Raw genomic sequence first — 22078 nt, 5'->3', positions numbered from 1 at the left:
GATGGGAAACAGCCTGGAGTTGATCGCGGTGGTCTCCGGGGCCGCCTGTGTCGCGGGGCTCCTGCTGGCGGTGGTCGCGCTGGTGGGCACCCGTCGACCGCCAGGCCCCGGTCCGGGCGCGGGGCCCGGCCTGGGTCGCCTGTGGCGGGGCTCCGGCGCCACGCCCGCCGAGCGACGTTCCCACCAGGCGCTGCTGCTCGCCGCAGTGGTCGTCGGGGCGTTGGCGTTCCTGCTGACAGGGCTGCCGGTGGTGGGTCTGCTCGTGGCGGTGGCGGTGCCCGGCACACCGTGGCTGTTCGCGGTCGGTAAGGCCGAGCAGCGGGCGATCGCCCGGATCGAAGCCGTCGGCGAGTGGACCCGCCGGCTCAAGGACGTCTCGGGTACGGGCCAGGGCCTCCAACAGTCGATCATCACCACGATCGGCAGCGTCCCACCGGGCATCGAGGACGAGGTACGACTGCTCGCCGCCCGGTTGCAGGCCGGCTGGCTGGCCCGCTCCGCGCTGCTGGCGTTCGCCGACGAGATCGGCGACCCGGTCTGCGACCAGGTGGTGGCGGCGCTGATCCTGCACCTCAGCGACCGGGGTGAGCGGCTGGGTGACGTGCTCGGCTCGATCGCCGGCGCGGCGGCCGCCGAGGTGGCCACCCGGCGGGAGATCGAGGCCAAGCGCACCCAGCCGCGGTTCGCGGTCCGCTTCCTGACCGGGATGACGCTGGTGACCCTGGCGTACGGGCTGGTCAACTCCGAGTACATCAAGCCGTACGGCACTCCGGCGGGTCAGATCGTGATGGCCGCGCTCGGCGCCGCCTTCATCGGCCTGCTGGCCTGGGTCCGCTCGATGAGTCAGCCGCAGCGACCGGCCCGGTTCCTGCCGGCGCCCGACCCCCAGGAGGTCGTCGCGTGAGCGCGAACGCCACCGTGTCCGCAGGGGGTCCCCGGTGATCGTCAACTGGCTCCTCGGCATCGCCGTGTCCGGTGGAGCGGCGATCGGGTTCGGTGTCTTCCTGGTGATCCGCGAGCTGGTGCCGGCCACTCCCGCGCTCGGGCCGGCACTGCGCCGCCTGCACCAGCCTCCCGGAACGGGGCGGGTGGCCGCCCCCGCCTCCCGGCGGCTGGACTCCTTGACCGGGCTGTCCCGCTGGCTGCGACCGCCCCACCGGCAGCTCGCCCTGATCGGGCAGACCCCCGAGCAGTACGCGCTGTCGGTGCTGCTGTCCGCGTTGATCGGCCTGGCCGCGCCGACCCTGCTCGTGATGGCGCTGTTCGTGCTCGGCGTCTCACTGCCGGTGGCCGTACCGGTGCTCGGCGGCCTCGGTATGGCGTTCGTCGCCGGTCTGCTGGCGCACCGGTCGGTGCTGACCAAGGCGGACGCCGCCCGCGACGAGTTCCGCCAGGCTGTCTGCACGTACCTGGATCTGGTGGCCCTGCAGCTCTCCGCCGCGCACGGCCCGGTGCAGTCGTTGGAGCGGGCCGCGGCGGTCTGCGACGGCTGGGTGTTCGACCGCCTCCAGGAGGCGCTGCGGATCGCCCAGATGCAGATGCACGCTCCCTGGGACGAGCTGCGTGACCTCGCCGACAAGATCGGCATTCCGGAGTTGGGCGACGTCGGCGCGATCATGCGCTCCTCCGGCAGCGAGGGCGCGCAGGTGCACGAGACCTTGCGCAGTCGGGCCGACTCGCTGCGCGACCAGATCCGCACCGACAACCTGGCCCGCGCCGAGGGCGTGACCAGCAAGCTCGACATCCCGGGCGCGCTACTCGTCTTCGTGCTGCTCGGTTTCGTCGTCTACCCGTTCGTGGTCCGCATCTGAATCGAACCCCCAGTGAAGGAGTACGCCATGCCCATCCTCACCTACCTGCACGTCGTGGTGGCGGCGCGCCTCGCCGAGCTGCGCCGGGACGGCGAGCGCGGCGACAGCCCGGTCCCGACCGCCGTGATCATCATGGGTCTCGTCTTCGTGGCGACCGTCGTCACGGGCCTGGCCCTCGCCCGGGCCAGAGGCTGGATGGACGCCATCCAGGCACCCGCGAACCCGCAGTAGCCGGCATGCGCCGAGCCGCATTCCCGGGGTGGCGTCGGACGGCTCTCGCCGCCCGACGCCGCCTCGTGGCCGGCGGCCGGGAGCGGGGCGCGAACCCGGTGGAGCTGGCCGTGGTGATGCCGCTGATCCTGGTGCTGCTGTTCGCGTCGCTCCAGATGGCGGCCGTCTTCCTGGCCCGTTCCACGGCGCTGAACGCCGCCCAGAACGGCGTCAACGCCCAACGGAGGTACAACGCGTCCGACGGCGCCGGGGTGGCCAGCGCCACCCGCTTCCTGTCCACCACCGGCGACTGGCTGCTGGGCTGGAACAGGGCCGGCGGTCCGAGCTGTGTGACGAGCGAGGTCGACGTGACCTGCACGGTGACCGGCCGGTCCCTGTCGGTCGTACCCGGCGTGCGCTTCTCGATCCGACAGACCGCGCACGGCCCGGTGGAACGGGTGACAGCGCCGTGAGCCGGACCACCGAGCGCGGCTCGGTCTCCATCGAGGTGGCGGTGCTCGCGCCCGCGTTCATCGCGCTGATGGTGCTGGCGGGCGTGGCGGGCCGCAGCGCGGTGGCGGCGGAGGCCATCGATGCCGCCGCGCACGACGCGGCCCGCGCCGCCTCGATCTCCCGCAACCCGACCGACGCCCGCGAGCAGGCCCGTAATGCGGCTCAGCAGCAGTTGGACTGGCGTGGACTGAGTTGCAGCGGCGCTCCGATCCTGAGGTTCAGCGGCAGGGTCGGCAACAACGACACCGGGTTCGACAACGCCTACCACAGCGCGCTCGGCCAGAACGCGACGGTCACCGTCACGGTCGAGTGTCTGGTGTCCTTCCGCGATCTACGACTCAACGCGGTGCCCGGCATGCCCAGCGAAAACCGCATCCAGGCCAGCTTCACCTCCCCACTGGACCGTTACCGGAGCCGTCCATGACCGCCCGTACGCTCGCCGGCGACCACGGCCGCGTCAGCATCTTCCTGGCCGTGGCGATGGTCGGCGTGCTGGCCATCGTGGGGCTCTCGTTCGACGGCGCGGGCCAGCTCCGCACGCTGCAACGCGCCGACAACCTGGCCGCTGAAGCGGCCCGCGCGGGCGGGCAGGCCATCGACCGGGCCACCGCGATCGAGGGTGGACCGACGCGGATCGACCAGTCGCAGGCCCGGGTCGCGGTCGCCGAATACCTCACCGCCGTCGGCTCCACCACCAGCCACACCGTGAGCTTCCCCCGGATCGCCGGGGAGACCGTCGTCCGGGTACGCCTCACGATCACCTACCGCCGCTCGATGCTCGGCCTGTTCGGCTTGGCCGACCAGGTCACCATCACCGGCGAGGCGACCGCCCGGGCCATCACCACGGGCCCAGCCCCGGCCCCATAGGAAGGTAGGCAGCCATGTCCGCATCGGGTCGGTCCGTCGTACGGCGGACGGGACGGGTCCTCACCGGCCTCGGCGCGCTCGTCGTGCTCTTTGCCCTGGTGGCGGGCGCGCCGGTCGCGCTGCTCGCCTTCGCCGGCAATCCCCTGCCCGACCATCTGCCCACCCTCGCCGAGATGGGCACCACCCTGACCAGCCGGGACGACGGGCAACTCTTCCTGCGGGCCCTGGCGCTGGCCGGTTGGTTCGGCTGGGCCACGTTCACCTTCTCGGTCCTCGTCGAGTTGGGCGCGCAGATCCTGCGCCGGCCGGCGCCGAAGCTGCCCGGGATGAGCCGCCAGCAGAAGGCCGCCGCCGCGCTGGTCGGTTCGGTCGCCCTGATCCTCGCGGCCAGCCCGGCCGCCGCGAGCGCCGCCGCGGTCTACGCCGGCCCGGCGTACGCCCAGCCGAGCGCGTCGGCCACCACCGCGCGACTCACGGAGAGCGCGCCCCTGGGCCTGGCCGCGAGCGGGCACCGCGACGCCCTGGGAAGTGGACCGCTCGGACTCGTCGCGCCCGGCGGGCCGAGCGCCGGCGACAAGGCTGAGCCGTTGTACCGCGTCGCCCGGGGCGACTACCTCGGCGAGGTGGCCGAGCGGTACCTCGACGAGTTCGACGACTACCGGCAACTCGCCAAGCTGAACCGGTTGGACGACCCGGACCGGATTCGCCCCGGCCAACTGCTCCGGCTACCGGCGGAGGCCACCGACCAGGGCGCACGCTCGCACGCGACCGGCAAACTCGTCGGTCGGCCCGCCGCGCCCAAACCGCCCGCGCCGCGACCGGCGCCCGAGCGGTCGGTGCCGGAGCGCGCGGAGCAGGCACCACCCAGCGGTACGGAGTCGACGGGTCAGGCCCCCACGATGACCGTCGGCGCGGCCCGGGCCGGAACCACCGACCGGGTGAACCGACCCCTGGCCGTCTCCGCCGTGCTGGCCGTGGCGAGCATCGTCGGCGCCCAGATCGGCGCGGTCCTCGGACTCCGCCGTCGGCCCGCCACCGCCGGTGCCGCACCCCGGTTGACCGCGGCCGCCCGTACCCCGCGACGCCGGGCGACCGGCGGCGGCAGCTCCACCACCGAGAGCCGCAGCGCTCGGACCGGCAGCCCGGGTCGGAGCGGTGACGGAGGCCGAGCCGGCAGTGGCGCCGCCTGGGCCGCCCGTCGTGCGGCGGCGGCCACCGAGACGCCCGCCCCGCCGACCGGCACGCCGCTGGCCCTGCCCAGTCGCAGTGCCGGAGCCGTCGGCGAGTGGGACAACGACGACGGCGTCCAGGGCGGTCGGCACCGGCGCGGCTGAGCCGGCACGCGTAGCTCGCAGCCGAGGCGTCCATATCCGCGCGGACGAGCCCCGGGAGCTGAGGCCGCACAAGGCCCGACCCCCGAACGCCTCAGCCCCGCGCGGCCAATACCGGAAGCGCCGCAGCCCTCGGGCGGACGATCCCCGAGAGCTGAGGCCGCACAAATCCCGACCCCCGAACGCCGCAACCCTGCGCGGCCAACGCCGGAAGCGCCGCAGCCCTCGCGCAGACGAGCCCCGGGAGCCGAGGCCCGCACAAGGCCCGACCCCCGAACGCCTCGACCCCGCGCGGCCAATGCCCGGAAGCGCCGCAGCCCTCGCGCAGACGAGCCCCGGGAGCCGAGGCCCGCACAAGGCCCGACCCCCGAACGCCTTAGCCCCGCGCGGCCAACGCCCGGAAGCGCCGCAGCCCTCCCGCGGCAAACGCCCGGAGTCGAGGCCGGCACGGCCCCACGCCCGGGAGCGGACACCTTATAGACACTGATGCCGCACAGTCATCTTGATGACTGTGCGGCATCAGCACGTCGAGGGCGACCGGTCGCGCCGCCAGCTCCGGACCGATCCGGATCTCGAGCGGCCGAGCCTGGAGGCCGTCAGGGGAGGCGGGTCTGCAGCACGCCGTCCTGGATGCGGGTGGGCAGGATCTGCTGGTCGTTGCCGGAGGGCCCCTGCATGACCTCGCCGCCGTTGAGCCGGAACGCGCTGCCGTGCCACGGGCAGACCACGCACGCGTGGCCGTCGATCTCCTGGACCTCGCCCTCGCCCAGCGGCCCGCTCTGGTGCGGACACCGCTCCAGCATCACCGTGACCTCGTCGCCGTGGCGGTAGAGGATCACCGAGATGTTGTCGTCCACCTCGCGGGTGATCAGCTTGCGCTGCGGGAGGGTGGCCATGTCGGCCAGCGAGTGCCACCCGTCGCTCATCCGGTGCAGCTCGGACACGCTCTGGTTGACCTGGGCGCCCTGCTTGTACGCCAGGTGCCCGCCGATGTAGGCGCCGAGGCTGACGGCGGAGAGGCCGAGGAACCCGAGCGCCCTGCCCACCCCGCTCCGCCCGGAGAGCCGCGCCGCCAACGAGCCGGCGTAGAGGCCGACCCCGACGGTGTTCGCGGCGGCGTGCACGAGGCCGACCCGGCGCTGGTCCCGGGAGAGCGCCGCCCAGTCGTTCAACCCGGCGACCGCCGCCGGCAGGGCGCTGACCGTCCCCAGGCCGACCAGCACGGTCGCCGGTCGGCGCTGCCCGGGCATCAGGTCCAGCACGGCGGCACTGATCCACGCCCCGACCGGTACCTGCACCATGGCCGGGTGCAGCGGGTGCCCCAGCGTCACGCCGTGCAGCAGGTCCCGCAGTCGCCGCGGTCGCAGCGTCCCCAGGACCACCTTCTGCAACCGGTCACCTGCGCGGTCCAGCCGGGAGTCCTGCTCAACTTTCGTCAATAGCGCTCGCACGAGTACCGACTTCCCGCCCATTCCCCTCCCAAACCGGAGGCCGACGACAAACCTGCCACGTCCCCCTCCCCCGCCGATCTTGCACTTTCTGCTGCGACAAAACCGTCTCCGAGGCACAAATCGACAACCCAAAGTGCAAGATCGACGAGGATTGTGGGGGCGCGGGGCAGGCGGCATGCTGGCGGGATGGGTGTGCGGGTCGAGCACAGCGGGGTCGTTACTACCGTGATTCTGGATCGGCCGGCGGCACGGAACGCTGTCGACGGAGCTACCGCTCGGGCGCTCGCCGACGCGTTTCGCGCCTTCGAGGCCGATCCGGGCGCGGCGGTCGCCGTGCTCTGGGGTGCGGGCGGCACGTTCTGCGCCGGGGCCGACCTGAAGGCCGTCGGCACGCCGAGGGGCAACCGGGTCGAGCCGGAGGGGGACGGCCCGATGGGCCCCACCCGCATGGTGCTGAGCAAGCCGGTGATCGCGGCCATCTCGGGGTACGCGGTGGCCGGCGGCCTGGAGCTGGCGCTCTGGTGTGACCTGCGGGTCGCCGAATCCGACGCCACGCTCGGGGTGTTCTGCCGCCGCTGGGGAGTGCCGTTGATCGACGGCGGCACGGTCCGGCTGCCCCGACTGATCGGGGAGAGCCGGGCGATGGACCTGATCCTCACCGGGCGGGCGGTGCCGGCCGACGAGGCGTACGCCATGGGGTTGGTCAACCGGGTGGTGCCGCCGGGCCGGGCGCGGGCGGCGGCCGAGGAACTGGCGGCGGCGATCGCCCAGCATCCGCAGACCTGCCTGCGCAACGACCGGGCGGCCCTGCTGGCCGGCGCCGGGCGGCCCGAGGCGGAGGCGCTGGCGACCGAACTGGCGTACGGGATGGACTCACTGGCCACCGACGCGCTGGACGGCGCGGCCCGGTTCGCCGCGGGCGAGGGCCGGCACGGCACGACGCCGCCGGGAGGGTGGGACCTCCCGACGGCGTCGGCTACCGGGTGAATCAGTTGCGGTTGATGGTGAAGGTCGTCGTGGGGTTCTGGATGTCCACGGCGTTGTTGCTCAGCCGCAGGTTGGTGAAGGTGACCGACCCGACGGCGGGACCCTGCCCGGCTTCCGGCATGGGGTTTGCCCAGATGCCGAAGCCGGACTTGGCGTCGTAGGCGTCACCGCTCTTGCGGGCGCCGCTGATGGAGATGTTGGTGAAGACCGTGTCGGTGATCGGGTTCTGCGGCTGGCCACCGACGTAGTTGGTCTGGAACATGATGCCGCTGTAGGTCGGGTCGACGATGTCCACGTCGCTGACGCGGATGCCCTGGAACACCTTCGAGGCGGAGAACACCCAGATCGCCGGGAAGGTCTGCCCGCCCCAGAAGTGCCCACCGGCCCGGACGATCGAGATGTTCTCGAACTTCGTGGGCGGGCTCGCGCCGAAGCCGTTCATCGGGTATCCGAAGTCGAGCGAGCTGATGGTGATGCCGGAGTAGACGAGCGTGTCCGCGATGTAGATGTTGCGGAACGTGTTGCCGTAGCCGCCGTAGACGGCCACGCCCGCGGCCCGCCAGGTCAGCGTCGACGTCAGGTTCTCGTAGATGTTGTCCTTCATGTCGGCGCCGCCCGCGTCGATCGCCGAGAACAGCGCGAAGCTGTCGTCGCCGGTGGCCCGGGCGTCGTTGTTGCTGACCAGGTTGTTGGTGCTGCCGTTGGTCATGTTGACGCCGTCGGCGAACAGGTTGCGGATCCGCGAGTTCTTGATCGTCATGTAGTCGGTGTTGGCGCCCCAGTAGAGGCAGACCTGGTGCTCGGCCCAGATGTTGTCGATCACGATGTTCGACACGTTGGAGAAGTCGAACACCTTGCCCGGGCCGTCGATCCGCGAGGTGTAGTTGCCGAAGTACGCGAAGTTCTTGAACGACGAGCCGGCCGCCGAGTTCTCGGCCCGGAAGCCGATGTCGGTGTTCTCCTGGCCGGACGGCGCGTTGAACCGGGTGTACCAGGGGCCGGCACCGGTCACCTGGACCGCCTTGCCGTACACCTGGAACTTCGACGAGGTGGAGTAGTTGCCAGCCGGCAGGTAGACACCGATCAGGTTGCCGGTGGTGTCCATCCGGACCCGGTCCAGGGCGTTCTGCACGTCCTGGTGGGTGAAGCCGGTCGGCGTGGCGTAGCGCGCCGAGTCCGGGTTGGCGATCGGCGAGACCTGCTCGGTGTTGATGAAGTCGATCGCGTACGTGGTGGTGTTGGCCGCGTCCTTCTGCAGGCGGATCTTGCTGCCGGCCGGCACGGTCGAGTTGAGCATGACGTTGGCTTCGTCGTAGATGTGCCGCGGTCCGCCCGCGCTCGGCGAGTTCCCCGGGCTGGTCTCGTTGCCGTACAGCCAGGCGTAGCGGGACGTCAGGTCGATGGCCTTGTGGAACGTGCCGTTGACGTAGACGTTGAGCGTCGAGTTGATGCCCCCGCCACCCGACGCGTCCGGAATGGAGAAGCGGGTGACAAGCGTGTTGGTGCTGGCCCGGGTGGTGAACTCGACGTAGGCGCCGGTCGAGTTCAGGGTGACCGCACGCCGACCGGACGCCTCACCGGCCAGGTCGCCGACGGTCCGGTTCGGGCCCACGACGTTCGCGCCGCCACCGACCACGCCGTCCTCGGCCTCGTACATGTCGTACGGCATGTTGGCGCCACGCCCGACGAAGAGCGGCCGGTCGCTGGTGTTGTTGGTCTGCTTGACCGGCAGCTCGTTGCCGTCGGCGGCGAGCACGACCCGGACGGTGTACTTGCCGTTCGCGGCCGTCCAGGTGCCCAGGTTGACCGGGCCGACGGTGGCCCCGGCGTTGATGACACCGGAGTACGAGCCGGTCAGGGTACGGACCACGGTGCCGGACTCGTTGAGCACGGTGAGCGTGATGCCGTGGGAGCCGGACGCGGACGCCACGCTTCCGGCGTTACGGATCGACACGGAGAACGTGACGGTGTTGCCGGCCGACGGGTTCCCCGGCGACCAGGCGACCGAGGAGGCGACGAGGTCACTGGTGGCGACCGCGCTGACCACCAGCGGGCTGGGGTTGGAGTAGCTGTTGTTGGTGTCGTCCTGCTCGACGACGGTGTTCGACTCGTCGACCTTCGCGCTGAGCGGGTAGCTGCCCGCGTCGCGGGTGCCGATGCTGGCGCTGACCGTGGTCGACGCGCCGGCCGCAAGAGCACCGACCGACGCGGTGCCGACCCGGGTGGAGCCCAGGTAGAAGTTGACGTTGGTCGCGGCGGAGGCCGCCGAGCCGGCGTTCCGGACGGTCGCGGAGAGCGTGATGGTGCTGGTCTCCACGGGCGCGGACGGGCTGAACGACATGCCGGTCACGGTCAGGTCCGGGTTCGGCGCGGGGGTGCCGAAGACCTGGAACTCGGCCACCTGACCGGCCGGCGCACCGGTGTTCGAGGCGATCGAGAGGCGTACGTCGGCGGCGGTCGCGGAGACCGGGATGGTCACCGTGTTGCCGCTGCCCGGGTTGAACGTGTAGTTCGTCGCGCCGACCAGGGTGGTGAAGCTCGACGAGTTCTGGTCCCGGCCGAGGACGGTGATGTTCTGGGTACGCGTACCCCAGGCCGAGTCCGGGTTGAGCTTCAGCACGATCTGGCTGAGGCTGGCGTTCGCCCCGAGCTGCACGGTCAACGTGCTCGGGTTGCCGTTGCCCTCCCAGTAGGTGGCCACGTTGTTGTCGTTGGCATTGGTGGCCACGAACGTGTGCACGTACCCGGAGGCGGTGATCGGCTTACCGACCGCCAGGTTGCTTCCGGTCGGGTTGCCGGTGCCGGTGCGGGTCACCGTGTTGCTGTTCGACGACTGGTTGCCGGCCGCGTCCTTGGCCCGCACGTAGTACGAGACGGTGGCGCTGTCCGCCTGGCTGTCGGTGTAGGTCAGCGTCGAGCCGCTGACGCTGCCGCGCAGCGCGCCGTTGGCGTAGACGTCGTACCCGGTCACCCCGACGTTGTCGCTCGACGCGGACCAGGTGAGTCGGATCTGACCGCTGGCCGGCTGGGTGTACGCCAGGCTGCCCGGGGCGCTCGGGGCCTGGGTGTCGGTGCTGCCGCTGGAGCCGTACACCTCCACCTCGGAGAGCTGCGCCGCCGGCCAGCCGGTGTTGCCGGTGACCTGCACGCGTACGTAGCGGGTGCTGGCGGCGGTGAAGCTGACGGTCGCGGTGTTGCCGGTGCTCGGGTTGAAGGTGTAGTCGGCGGACGACTTCAGGGTGCTGAAGGTCGAGCCGTTGGTGGAGCCGAGCACCGACAGCGTCTGCGTACGCGTCTGCCAGTCCGACGACGGCGGCAGCTTCAGCACGACCCGGTCCACGCCGATCGTCGCGCCCAGGTCGGCCTGGATCCACTGGGGGAACGCGTTATTGGCGCTCTCCCAGTAGGTCGAGGCGTTGCCGTCGTTGGCGTTGCTCGCCACGTAGTTCTGGTTGTAGCTGCTGGCGCTCATGGTGGCCGAGAGCCCGGCGAGCAGGGCCGCGCGGGCGGAGCCCGCCGGTGCGGAGGCGGGCGTCGCCGCCGGGGCCGCGGTCGCGGGGGTGACCGCGGGAACGGCGGCGAGGAGCAGTCCGGCGAGCGTGCTGGCGAGGAGCCGGCGGCGGGCCGGCGCTCGGTCGGCTCGTGGGGCGGAACCGGGCGAGCCGGTTCGCGGGGTGCCTCGGGTGGGGCCGTTTCTGGACATCGGTCGCTACACCTCTTTCGGGGGTGGTGTGGGGTGCGTTGCCCGGTGACGGGTGCAGGGGTACGCCCGTCGTGCCGCGACAGGTGGGGGACGGTGCTGCGGCCCCCGCCCTGGCCGGGCGGGGGCCGCCGGGCTAGCTGGAGTAGACCTCGAACTCGCTGAGCTGACCGGCGGGCCAGCCCGTGTTGCCGGTGACGGTCAGGCGCAGGTAGCGCTGGCTGGTCGCCGTGAAGGTCACGGTGACCGTGTTGCCGCTGGACGGGTTGAAGGTGTAACCGGCGGACGACTTGACGGTGCTGAACGACGAGCCGTCGGTCGAGCCGAGCAGCGCCAGCGTCTGCGTACGTGTCTGCCAGGCCGACGACGGCGGCAGCTTCAATACGACCCGGGACACCGTTCGGGTCGCGCCCAGGTCGACGGTCAGCGACTGCGGGAAGGCGTTGTTGGCGCTCTCCCAGTAGGTGTTGGCGTTGCCGTCCACCGCGTTGGACCCGCCGTACACGTCGGAGTGGCTGGTCTCGGTGATCGACCGTCCGGCCGCCAGGTTGCCGGTGGGGGCAGGCGTGGTCGGGGGCGGGGTGGTCGTCGGGGGCGTGGTGGTGGGCGGTGCCGTGGTCTGCGTGCCGCCGTACACCTCGACCTCGCTGAGCTGGGCTGCCGGCCAGCCGGTGTTGCCGGTCACGGTGACCCGGATGTAGCGACGGCTACCGGAGGGCAGCCCGATCGAGACGGTGTTGCCCGAGCCGGGAGCGAAGACCCGACCGGCGGACGACGCCAGCGTGCTGTACGACGAGCCGTCGCTGGAGCCGAGCACCGACAGCGTCTGGGTGCGCTGCTCCCAGCCGGCCGGCAGCTTGAGCACCACCCGGTCGACCGAGCGGACCGCGCCCAGGTCCACGGTGACCGACTGCGGGAAGGCGTTGTTGGCGCTCTCCCAGTAGGTCGAGGCGTTGCCGTCCACCACGTTGCCCGCCGTGTAGTTCTGGTTGGTGCTGGTCGCGGTCGTCGAACGGTTCAGCGCCAGGTTCCCACCGGTGGGCGGCGGGGTCGTCGGAGGCGCGGTCGTCGGAGGCGCGGTGGTGGGAGGCGCGGTGGTGGGAGGCGCGGTGGTGGGGCCGGTGGTCGGCGGGGTGCTGGGCCCACCACCCCACTGCGGCTCCGGCCACGGGCCGCAGTACGGGGTCGAGGTGTACCAGCCCGAGTTGCCGGAGCCCTGGGTGATCTGGAAACCGCCACCCACGCAGTTGTGCATCGGGTTGCTCTGCGCGATGTTGGTGGCCCGCACGTTGGTGAACGACACCTGGCTGGGCGCCTGCACCTGGAGCGCGTACGTGCCGGCGCCGTCGATGCGGACGTTGTTGAGGTTGATGCCGCTGGTCTGGCCCTCGATCCAGTGCAGCGCGGCGTACGAGCTGTCCAGGATGTCGGTGTCGGTGATGTTGATGGTGGCCTGCTGGAACGCCTCGTTGAGAGCGGAGAACCAGATCGCCCCGACGCCGAAGTTCCAGTTGTAGTCCGAGTTGCCGTTGCGGATCAACGTGTTCCGGGCGATCGTCCAGGTGCCCCGGACCGCGGTGTCGCCCTGCACGCCGGGGTAGCGGTTGGCGACGTGGATGCCGCCGCCGTTGGTCAGCGAGTCGGCGGTCACGTTGTCGCTGATCGTGATGTTCCGACCGCCGTAGCTGACCAGGTGGTTCGCCAGCAGCGTTACACCGATGGTGTTGTGCGTGAACGAGTTGTTGACGTTCGGCACGCTCTGCGCCCACATGGCCAGGGCGTCGTCACCGGTGTTGCGGACGAACGTGTTGGTCACCGTCGAGTTGGTGACGCCGGTGTGGAAGTTCACCCCGTCCGCGGTCTGGTCCAGGATCCGGCTGTTGCGGATGGTGAAGTTGTCCATCGGCCCGTCCATCCACGCGCCGACCTTGGTGTTCTCCAACCAGAGGTTGTCGACCACCGAGTTGGTCATCGCCCCGCCCAGCGCGTTGACCTGGTCGTCGTCGATCCGCTCGCGGATGTCGCCGATGATGGCGAAGTCCCGCAGGGTGACGTTGCGGCTCGGTCCGTTCGCCTCGTGCGACCGGATCTCACCGGTGTAGCCGCCGCCGGGGACGTACTTGCCGTAGATGCCGGCCGCCCGCTTGCGGTCGGTGGGGTGCCGGCCGCCGAGCACCGAGTACCAGGGGCCGGCGCCGCGCAGGGTCACCCCGTCGACCACCACGTGGTCCCAGAGGGTGAAGGTGCCGGTCGGGATCCAGACCGCCCGGCCCTGGGCCTTTCCGGCGTCGACCGCCGCCTGGAACTTCGCGGTCGAGTCGGTCGCACCGGTCGGGTCCGCGCCGAAGTCGGTGACCACGTCGATGACACCGGACGGCTTCGCGATCGGCGCGACGACCTCGAAGTCGGCCAGGTCGATCGTGAAGGTGGGTGACTGGGCGGTCGAGGAGACCTGCAACCGGATCTTCGTACCGGCCGGCTGGGTGCTGCCGAACAACGCCCGGGTCTCGTCGTAGAAGTGGTGCGGGTTGGTGTCGCCCGGGTTGTTGTTGAACGGGTAGCCGCCGTAGTACCAGCCGTACTTCGACGTGACCGGGACCGACTTCAGCAGGTTGCCGTTGGCCCGCAGGTCGATGGTGGCGTCCCGGCCCGTGCCGGCCGAGTTGTCCGGCAGGCTGTACCGGAAGGTGACCGCGTTGGCCGGGGCGGTGAGCGTGAACTCGACGTACTCACCGACGGCGTCGAGGGTGATCGCCTCCCGGCCGGACGCCTCCGACGGCAACGTGCCGTAGCGCCGGTCCGGACCGATCTTCGTACCGTTGTGCGCGGCCTTCTCCGCCTCCTGCTCGATGAAGGGGACGGTGGCGCCTCGGCCGGAGATGTCGAAGGGGGACAACCCGGCCGCCGCGGCCGGGGTGGCACTGCCGGTGACCGCGAGGGCGGTCAGGGTGGTGGCCGCGAGCAGGGTGGCGGCGATGGCGGCCAACCCTGCCCGGGCCGGGTGTCGAAGGTGGTGCGGAGTGCCGGTGGTGTGGTTGGCCATGAGCTGCGCTCTCCCTTTCGTCAGGCAGGCCAGGTCCCCCGTGTCGGTGCGGTGTGGCGGTCCCTCGTACTCCTCTCGTGGGCTGCGCGGTGTGCGGGTGGTGTGGTGCCGGCGGCCGGGACGGGACCGCCGGCACCACGTCGGGTCGGATCAGGTCAGGGTGGCGACGTCCGCGCGCGGTCCGTCCACCGCTTCGGGGATACGCAGCCAGACGGCGGTGTCCGACGGCAGCAGTCCGTCGTCGAGTGGGCCGCTGGCCAGCAGCACCTCCCCGTCGACGGGCATCGGCACCGCCGCGTCGGTGAGGTTGACGAGGCAGCGGAAGCCGCCACCACGACTGAAGGCCAGCACGCCGTCCGGGGCGGGCAGCCAGGTCATCTCGCCGTCGCCGAGCGCCGCCTCGCCCCGCCGGACGTGGATGGCCTCCCGGTACAGCTCGAGCATCGAGGCCGCGTCGCCGGTCTGCGCCAGCGCCGTCCGGTCCTTCCAGTCGGCGGGTTGGGGCAGCCAGGGCGCCGCCGAGCCTTCGGGGCTGAACCCGAACGGCGGCTCGTCACCGGCCCAGGGCAGCGGTACCCGGCAACCGTCCCGACCGGGGTCGACGCGGCCGGAGCGTTCCCACATCGGGTCCTGCCGCAGCGCGTACGGGATGTCCTCGACCTCCCAGAGCCCCAGCTCCTCGCCCTGGTAGACGTAGACGGCGCCGGGCAGCGACAGCGACAGCAGCGCGGCGGCCCGCGCCCGACGGGTGCCCAGCTCCAGGTCGGTGGGGATGCCCTCGCGCTTGGCGGCGAAGCTGAACGTGGTGTCCGCCCGGCCGTAGCGGGTGACGTGCCGGGTCACGTCGTGGTTGGAGAGCACCCAGGTGGCCGGCGCGCCCACCGGAGCGTGGGCGCTGAGCGTGCCGTCGATGCTCTCCCGCAGCGCCGACGCGTCCCAGGCGCAGCCGAGGAAGTCGAAGTTGAACGCGGCGTGCAGCTCGTCGGGGCGCAGGTAGTTGGCGAACCGCTGCCGGTCCGGCAACCACACCTCGCCGATCAGCGCGCGGTCCGCGTACGAGTCGGCGACCCGCCGCCAGCCCCGGTAGATGTCGTGCACCCCGTCGAGGTCGTGGAACGGGTGCGGCCGGTCCGGCTCGACCTCCGGCAGCGTGCCGTCCTTCACGAGCAGGCCGGCGGAGTCGATGCGGATGCCGTCGACGCCCCGGTCGAACCAGAACCGGAGGATGTCCTCGAACTCGGCCCGTACCCGGGGGTGGTCCCAGTTGAAGTCCGGCTGCTGTGGGGCGAAGAGGTGCAGGTACCAGTCACCGGGTGTGCCGTCCGGGTTGGTGGTGCGGGTCCACGTCTCGCCACCGAACTCGCCGACCCAGTCGGTGGGTCGCTGGTCGCCGTTCGGGCCCCGGCCGGGACGGAACCAGAACAGGTCCCGCTCGGGCGCGCCCGGGCCGCCGGCCAGCGCGGCCTGGAACCACGGGTGCGCGTCGGAGCAGTGGTTGGGCACCACGTCGACGATCGTCCGGATGCCCAGGTCGTGCGCCTCCGCGATCAGCGCCTCGACCTCGGCGAGCGTGCCGAAGACCGGATCGATGTCGCGGTAGTCGGACACGTCGTACCCGGCGTCGGCCATCGGCGACGGATACCAGGGACTGAACCAGATCGCGTCGATGCCAAGCGCGGACAGGTGGTTCAGGCGGGAGCGGATACCTGCGATGTCACCGATGCCGTCGCCGTTGCCGTCGGCGAAGCTGCGTGGGTACACCTGGTAGATAACGGCTCCACGCCACCACGGACTGCTGTCTGCTGTGGACACGAGCACCTGCTTTCTGCGTCAGTACGTCGCCGGGTACGCCGGTGGCGATTGTGTGTCGGACGAACGGCCGTTGTTCGCTCCGCTGTCTTCGGTGGTGGCTATCCCTTGATGCTGCCGGCGGTCAGGCCAGACATGATGTTCCGCTGGAAGATCAAAAAGACGATAACGGTCGGGATGGCGGCGATGACCGACGCGGCGATCACGACGTTCATGGGCGTACCGCCCGCGAAGGAGTAGATGCCGACACTGACCGTCCGGGTCTCCGGTGAGGGCATGACCAGCTTCGGCCAGAGGAAGTCCTTCCAGACCGCCGTCATGGCCAGGATCGCGACGACGCCGAGGATCGGGCGGGACATCGGCAGGATGATCGACCAGAGCGTCCGCAGCGGCGTCGCCCCGTCCACCAGAGCCGCCGCCATCAACTCCTCGGGAATCGAGTCGAAGAATCGCTTCAGCAGAAAGATGTTGAATGCGTTCGCCACCAGTGGCAGCCAGATGGCGAACGGCGAGTCGAGCAGATTGATGTGCAGGATCGGCAGGTCGATCACGGTCACGTACTGGGGGACGATGAGCACCATCGCCGGGATCATCAGAGTGGCGAGCATCAGCCCGAGGATCACGTTGCCGAAGATCGGTCGCAGTTTCGACAACGAGTACGCGGCGGCCGCGTCGAACACGAGCTGGAACAGCACCGCGCCGATCGCGTAGTAGAACGTGTTGAACAGCAGCTTGGCGAGTTCCAGATTGTTCCAGGCGTCGATGTAGTTCTGCGGCTGCGGGTCCTTCGGAAACAGCGTGGGTGGGGTCTGGGCGATCTCCTGGCCGGACTTGAGCGCGCCGGTGACCATCCAGTACAGCGGCCCGAGGAAGATGAGCGTGAACGCCGTCACGACGACGACCAGCAGCGTCCAGTAGATGACCCGCCCGCGCCCGCGGCTGACCTGGGCATGGGAGATGAGGGTCCGGGTGCCGGAATCCTGTGCCATTGCGCGCCGTCCTAGTCCTGTTTCGCAGTCAGCCGCACGTACACGGCGGAGAAGCCGGCCAGCACCACGAGCATGAGCACGCCGAGTGCGGCAGCGCCGTTGAGGTCGTTCTGGAAGAACCCGTGCTGGTAGATGAGGTACGCCACGGTGGTCGCGGAATCCTCCGCGCCCGCGCCGTTGGCGAGGATCAGCGGCTCGATGAAGAGCTGCATCGTGGCGACGATCTGGATCATCGCCAGGAGCGCCAGGATGAGCCGGGTCTGCGGGATCGTCACGTGGCGGATCCGCTTCCAGATCCCCGCGCCGTCGAGTTCGGCGGCCTCGTACAGCTCGCCGGGAATGTTCTGTAGCGATGCCAGGTAGATCAGGACAGCGCCACCCATGTTCATCCAGGTGGACGCGATCACCATGGCCGGCATCGTCATGTCCGGCGACTGCATCCACTGCGACGTCGGCAGGTGCAGCGCCTTGAGGATCGCGTTGAACAGGCCCGCCTCGCTCGGGTCGTACGCGTAGAACTTGAAGAGGTACAGGGCCGAGGCCGGCGGGAGCATCACCGGCAGGTAGACCAGGATCCGCAGGTAACCCTTGGCGTGCCGGAACTCGTTGAGCAGGATCGCCACGAAGAACGGCACCGCGTACCCGAGCACGAGCGCGAGCAGCGTGAAGTAGAACGTGTTCTTCCACGCCGGCCAGAAGCTGGGGTCGGCGAGGAGACGGCTGTAGTTGTCCCAGCCCACCCAGGTCGTCTCGCCGCGCCTGGTCCGCTGGAAGCTCATCACGACGCCACGGACCATCGGGTACCAGGAGAAGACCACGAAGCAGAGCACGGCGCCGATCAGGAACGCGTGCCCGGTGAGGTTGTCCCGTACCTTGCGGCCGAGGCTCGTACGCTGCTTCGGCCCTGCCGCGTACGACGGCATCGGGCGGCCCGGTTTCCCGGGGGCCTGGGGGGCGGCGGTGATCGCCACGGCACTCTCCTGCGGAGGTCGGTGAGGCGGACGGTGGTGCGGCGCGGGGTGTGGGGGCCGGTACGCCGACCCCCACACCCGCGGATCAGCTCTGCGCGGCCAGCAGTTGGTTGACCTTGTCTTCGGCCGTCTTGAGCAGCGCGTCGATGTTCGCGTTCGGGTTCGTCAGCACACCGGACATCGCGGCGTCGAGCACCGCGTAGATCGCCTGGGCGTTACGCGGCTCCCCCTTGATCGGCACCGGGGTCGCCTCGAAGAGCGCGAAGTTGGTGGTGTCGAGGTTGGCGTTGGCCTTGCGCAGTTCGAGTTCCTGCTTCTGCACCTCGCTGCCGTTGGCAAACAGCAGCGGCTGGGGCAGACCCACCGGGTAGTTCTGCGGCTTGGCGCGCACGTAGTCGAACTGGCCCTTGCCCGGGGTCAGCTTCTGGTACGCGATCCACTTCAGACCGGCCTTGACCTGCTCGGGAGAGAGGCCCTTCTTGAAGAAGTAGCCCTCGCCACCACCGAGCGTGCCCTTCGCCGGACCGTCCTGACCGGGCAGCGGGCTCATCGCCCAGTCCTGGAACTTGCCCTGGAACTGGCTGACGATCGCCTGGGTGGCGTCCGGCGCGCCGATGAACATGCCGACCTTGTTGGCGCCGGCGTTCGTCAGCAGATCGCCCCACTGGAGAAGCTGGCGGGAGCCCATGCTGTTGTCGCCGTACCGCATGTCCTTGAGGTTCTGCAGGACCTGCTTGCCCATCGCGTTGTTGAAGTCGGCCTTCTTGCCGTCGGCCGTGAGCACCTGGCCGCCCTGCGAGTAGAGCAGCGAGGTGAAGTGCCAGCCGCCGGTGTTGCCGGCGCTGTACTCCGAGTAGCCGGCGATGCCGTTGCCGAGCCCCGAGATCTTCTTGGCGGCGGTCCGGACCTCGCCCCAGGTCTTGGGCGGGTTGTTGACGTCCAACCCGGCCTGCTGGAACAGAGCCTTGTTGTAGACCAGGCCCATCGAGTAGTTCTTCACCGGCACGGCGTAGAGCTTGCCGCCGTCGCTGAAGACCTCCTTGAGCGCCGGGTCGACGCTGTCCCAGGTGGAGATCGTGTCCTTGTTGACGTACTGCGAGATGTCCATCGCCTGACCGGAGTCGAGCACCTGCGCCAGGTCCGTCATGTAGCCGTAGAACACGTCGGTGACGGTGCCGCCGGCCAGGCGGGCGGTGAAGTCCGGCGGGTTGTTGCACTGCTCGCCGACGCTCACGCTCTTGACGATGATGTCCGGGTTCTGCTTCTGGAACTCGACGACGTCGTCGTTCCAGTTCTTCAACAGCTCTTTCTGGGCGCCGACCGGCTGGCAGTCGACGGTGATGGTGACCTTGCCGCCGGCGGTCGCGTCCTTGTCGTCACTCTTCGTGGAGCATGCCGTGAGGCTGAAGCCCAGGCCGGCCACGAGCGCCAGGGTCGCAGCCCTTCGGTATTGCGGTACGGACATCTGTCCATCCCTTCGGGAACGGGTGTCTCCGTGAGGTGCGCTGATTGCGGTGATACGGCCTGACGCCCTGTAGCTGCGCCGGAGCCAGGTGTGAGTGGAGTCACTGTAACGAGCACGACTCATTTCAGCAAGGTGTCGACGATGTTTTGAAAAGACTCGACATCAGGACGACAGAGGGCGACAGGATGCGGGATTAGACCCGTTATGCGGCTACTTGTGCATCAAGAAGGCCGCCGACCGCGAGAGCGGTCGACGGCCTTCGAGAAGGTCGTTCAGTACGCCAGGAGCGCGATCACCGGCCGGGTGCGGGCGCGGTGGAGCCGCGGACCACCAACTCCGGCTCGAACAGCAGCTCGTCCTGGAGGACGCCGGCACCCTCGATCTGGGTCACCAGCAGATCCACCGCAGCCTGACCCATCGTCTCGATCGGCTGCCGCACCGTCGTCAACGGCGGATCGGTGCAGGTCATGAACGCGGAGTCGTCGAAGCCCACCACCGAGATGTCCGTCGGCACCGCACGACCCAGACGCCGGGCGGCCCGGATCGTGCCCAGGGCCAGGACGTCACTGGCGCAGATGATGCCGGTGACGCCGCGCTCGACCAGTTTCGTCGCGGCGACCCGAGCGCCCTCCATCGAGAAGCTGGAACGCTCGACGCACTCCTGCTCGGCGACACCCCAGTCCGCGGCCTGCACCATCGCGTCCAGCTTGCGGCGGGACGGCACGTGCCCCTCCGGGCCGAGCACCATCCCGATCCGCTCGTGCCCGAGCGAGCGCAGATGCCCGTACGCCTGCTCCACCGCCACCGCGTCGTCGGTCGAGACCCGGGGAAAGCCCAGCTCGTCCACACCGGCGTTGACCAGCACCACCGGCAGGCCCCGATCGGTCAGCCGACGGTAGTGGTCGTGCCGGGCATCGGCCAGCGCGTACGAGCCGCCGGCGAAGATCACGCCGGACACCTGGTGGTCGAGGAGCATCTCGACGTAGTCCATCTCGGACACGCCGCCGATGGTGCGGGCACAGAGGGCCGGCGTGTAGCCGCGCTGGGCGAGCGTCCCGGTCACCACCTCGGCGAGCGCCGGGAAGATCGGGTTCTGCAACTCGGGCAGCACCAGCCCGACCAGGCGGGCACGCTCACCGCGCAGCTTGGTCGGCCGCTCGTAGCCGAGCACGTCGAGCGCGGTGAGCACCGCCGTCCGGGTCGCCTCGGAAACACCGTCCCGACCGTTGAGCACCCGGCTGACGGTGGCCTCGCTGACGCCTGCCTTCTTGGCAACTTCAGTCAACCGCTTGGTCACGGCCGCAATCGTACGTCACGGAAATGAAAGAAATGAACCGTGAAACGGTCAGATTTTGCTGCGCAACTGTCGCATCTTGCCACGATTCATCCGGCCGACTTCGGTCGTCGTCGTCAGGACAGGTCGCGCAGCGCGTCCTCGATGGCGCGGTGGAAGGTCGGGTACGCGTAGATCATGTGCCGCAGCTGGCTCAGCGGCACGGCCGCGTGCACCGCCACCACGAGCGCCGACAGCACCTCACCGCCGGACGGGCCGACCGACGTCGCCCCGATCAGCACGCCCTGGTCGGCGTCCGCGACGAGCTTGATGAAGCCCTCGTCACCGACGCGGTGGATCCAACCCCGGGTCGAGCTGCTCAGCTTGGTGAACCCGACCTGCACGTTGATGCCCCGGTCGCGGGCCTGCCGCTCGGTCAACCCCACGGCGCCGACCTCCGGGTCGGTGAAAGTCACCCGGGGCAGCGCGCGGTAGTCGGCGCGCGGGACGGTGCCGGCCGAACCGCTCGATCCGCTCGTGGCAAGCGCACTGGAGGAGCCCATCGCGCCGCCTACGACGCTGGCGGTCCCGCTGGCGTCCGGGCCGGCCGTCGCCTGCCGGTAGTGAGCGAGCACGTCGGACACCACGATCGCCGCCTGGTACATGGCGATGTGGGTGAACGCCCCCTCGCCGGTCAGGTCACCCACCGCCCAGATGCCGTCGGTGACGTGCATCCGGTCGTCCACCGGCAGGTAACGCTGGTGGGCGTCCACACCGACGGTGTCCAACCCCAGCTCCTCCAGATGCGCCCGACGGCCGGTCACCACGAGCAGCCGCTCGGCGGTGAACTCCGCTCCACCATCGCCGCGCAGCGTGAAACGGTCGCCGTCATGGTCGACCCGTTCGGCGCGTACCCCGGTGTGAATCTCGACGCCGTCGGCGCGCAGCGCGGCGGCGGCCACGTCGGAGGCCTCCGGCTCCTCCACGGCCAGCACCCGGTCCAACGCCTCCACCACGGTGACGCGGACGCCGAAGCGCGCGAAGACCTGGGCCAGTTCCAGCCCGATCGCGCCACCACCGAGCACCAGCAGCGACTCCGGCAGCTCCTCGACCTCGATCGCCTGGTGGTTGGTCCAGTACGGCGTGTCGGCCAGGCCGTCGATCGGCGGCACCGAGGGGCGGGTACCGGTGCCCAGGACGATGCCGTGCCGGGCCTGGAACACCTGGTCGCCGACCCGGACCCGACCCGGACCGTCGAGCCGGCCACTACCCCGGACGAACCGGCCGCCCTTGCCGGTGAACCGGTCGACCGCGACCTTGTCGTCCCAGGTGTCGGTGGCCTCCTCGCGGATCCGCTTCGCCACCGGCGCCCAGTCCGGCCGGACCTGCGCCGTGCCCGCCAGCCCGTCGACGCGACGTGCCTCGGCCAGCGCGTTCGCGGCCCTGATCATCATCTTGCTCGGGATGCAGCCCCAGTACGGGCACTCGCCGCCGACGAGGTCCCGCTCGACACCGACGACGCTCAGGCCGGCATCGGCGAGTCGCTCGGCCACCTCCTCGCCGCCGACGCCGAGCCCCACCACGACAACATCCACCAGCTCCGGCTCTGCCACCCCGACAGCATCCCCCAGCGGCACCGCCCCGACCACCGGGGTCCG

The 22078-nt window shown here is 70.4% G+C and carries 17 protein-coding genes; 8 read left to right on the top strand and 9 right to left on the bottom strand.

The window, feature by feature from the left end:
• Position 1: 1 nt before the first annotated feature.
• Genes ACQPZK_RS01160 through ACQPZK_RS01130 form a run of 7 tightly spaced genes read left to right on the top strand, consistent with a single transcriptional unit; the run spans position 2 to position 4735 of the window.
• Positions 2–904, top strand: a complete 903-nt coding sequence (locus ACQPZK_RS01160) for a type II secretion system F family protein (RefSeq protein ID WP_433536505.1) — start codon at positions 2–4, stop codon at positions 902–904.
• 37 nt (positions 905–941) lie between these two features.
• Positions 942–1811: a type II secretion system F family protein gene (locus tag ACQPZK_RS01155; protein ID WP_433539071.1), complete on the top strand. Its 870-nt coding sequence runs from the start codon at positions 942–944 to the stop codon at positions 1809–1811.
• A gap of 27 nt (positions 1812–1838) precedes the next feature.
• Entirely contained in the window at positions 1839–2042 is a 204-nt protein-coding gene (locus ACQPZK_RS01150) for a hypothetical protein (protein WP_433536504.1), read from the top strand.
• 5 nt (positions 2043–2047) lie between these two features.
• Positions 2048–2494: a TadE family protein gene (locus tag ACQPZK_RS01145; RefSeq protein ID WP_433536503.1), complete on the top strand. Its 447-nt coding sequence runs from the start codon at positions 2048–2050 to the stop codon at positions 2492–2494.
• On the top strand, positions 2491–2958 hold the full coding sequence (locus ACQPZK_RS01140; protein WP_433536502.1) for a TadE/TadG family type IV pilus assembly protein: 468 nt from the start codon (positions 2491–2493) through the stop codon (positions 2956–2958). Before ACQPZK_RS01145 ends, ACQPZK_RS01140 begins: the two co-directional genes overlap by 4 nt.
• The gene (locus ACQPZK_RS01135; protein ID WP_433536501.1) at positions 2955–3401 is read left to right on the top strand and encodes a pilus assembly protein TadG-related protein; all 447 of its coding nucleotides are present in this window, start codon (positions 2955–2957) and stop codon (positions 3399–3401) included. The genes ACQPZK_RS01140 and ACQPZK_RS01135 overlap by 4 nt, the downstream gene beginning before the upstream one ends.
• Before the next feature lie 14 nt (positions 3402–3415).
• The gene (locus tag ACQPZK_RS01130; RefSeq protein ID WP_433536500.1) at positions 3416–4735 is read left to right on the top strand and encodes a LysM peptidoglycan-binding domain-containing protein; all 1320 of its coding nucleotides are present in this window, start codon (positions 3416–3418) and stop codon (positions 4733–4735) included.
• Between the two features lie 593 nt (positions 4736–5328).
• Here the strand turns inward: ACQPZK_RS01130 and ACQPZK_RS01125 are convergent.
• Positions 5329–6183: a DUF2231 domain-containing protein gene (locus ACQPZK_RS01125; protein WP_433536499.1), complete on the bottom strand. Its 855-nt coding sequence runs from the start codon at positions 6181–6183 to the stop codon at positions 5329–5331.
• Between the two features lie 186 nt (positions 6184–6369).
• Here ACQPZK_RS01125 and ACQPZK_RS01120 point away from each other — a divergent pair, with 186 nt between their 5' ends.
• Positions 6370–7170: a crotonase/enoyl-CoA hydratase family protein gene (locus tag ACQPZK_RS01120; RefSeq protein ID WP_433536498.1), complete on the top strand. Its 801-nt coding sequence runs from the start codon at positions 6370–6372 to the stop codon at positions 7168–7170.
• A 1-nt stretch (position 7171) separates the two neighbouring features.
• Here ACQPZK_RS01120 and ACQPZK_RS01115 read toward each other — a convergent pair whose 3' ends face one another.
• The 8 genes from ACQPZK_RS01115 to ACQPZK_RS01080 all read right to left on the bottom strand — a co-directional run bounded on the left by ACQPZK_RS01115 (position 7172) and on the right by ACQPZK_RS01080 (position 22033).
• Positions 7172–10873, bottom strand: a complete 3702-nt coding sequence (locus tag ACQPZK_RS01115; protein WP_433536497.1) for a discoidin domain-containing protein — start codon at positions 10871–10873, stop codon at positions 7172–7174.
• Positions 10874–11006: 133 nt separating this feature from the next.
• The gene (locus ACQPZK_RS01110) at positions 11007–13913 is read right to left on the bottom strand and encodes a galactose-binding domain-containing protein (protein WP_433536496.1); all 2907 of its coding nucleotides are present in this window, start codon (positions 13911–13913) and stop codon (positions 11007–11009) included.
• Positions 13914–14063: 150 nt separating this feature from the next.
• Positions 14064–15725 (bottom strand): glycoside hydrolase family 13 protein, encoded by a 1662-nt coding sequence (locus ACQPZK_RS01105; RefSeq protein WP_433536495.1) that lies wholly within the window; start codon positions 15723–15725, stop codon positions 14064–14066.
• A gap of 98 nt (positions 15726–15823) precedes the next feature.
• Positions 15824–16711 (bottom strand): carbohydrate ABC transporter permease, encoded by an 888-nt coding sequence (locus ACQPZK_RS01100; protein ID WP_433536494.1) that lies wholly within the window; start codon positions 16709–16711, stop codon positions 15824–15826.
• 11 nt (positions 16712–16722) lie between these two features.
• Complete coding sequence (locus ACQPZK_RS01095) at positions 16723–17682, bottom strand: carbohydrate ABC transporter permease (protein WP_433536493.1); 960 nt, start codon at positions 17680–17682, stop codon at positions 16723–16725.
• A gap of 85 nt (positions 17683–17767) precedes the next feature.
• Complete coding sequence (locus ACQPZK_RS01090; protein ID WP_433536492.1) at positions 17768–19147, bottom strand: ABC transporter substrate-binding protein; 1380 nt, start codon at positions 19145–19147, stop codon at positions 17768–17770.
• A 292-nt stretch (positions 19148–19439) separates the two neighbouring features.
• A complete protein-coding gene (locus ACQPZK_RS01085; protein WP_433536491.1) occupies positions 19440–20444 on the bottom strand; it encodes a LacI family DNA-binding transcriptional regulator in 1005 nt (334 codons plus the stop codon).
• A 113-nt stretch (positions 20445–20557) separates the two neighbouring features.
• Complete coding sequence (locus tag ACQPZK_RS01080) at positions 20558–22033, bottom strand: dihydrolipoyl dehydrogenase family protein (RefSeq protein WP_433536490.1); 1476 nt, start codon at positions 22031–22033, stop codon at positions 20558–20560.
• Positions 22034–22078 lie beyond the last annotated feature (45 nt).

The organism is Micromonospora sp. CA-249363 (assembly GCF_050950185.1).
In the GTDB taxonomy this organism is placed as follows: domain Bacteria; phylum Actinomycetota; class Actinomycetes; order Mycobacteriales; family Micromonosporaceae; genus Micromonospora.
The sequence above is the reverse complement of the archived record's forward strand: the minus strand, read 5'-3'. Positions and strand labels throughout refer to the sequence as shown.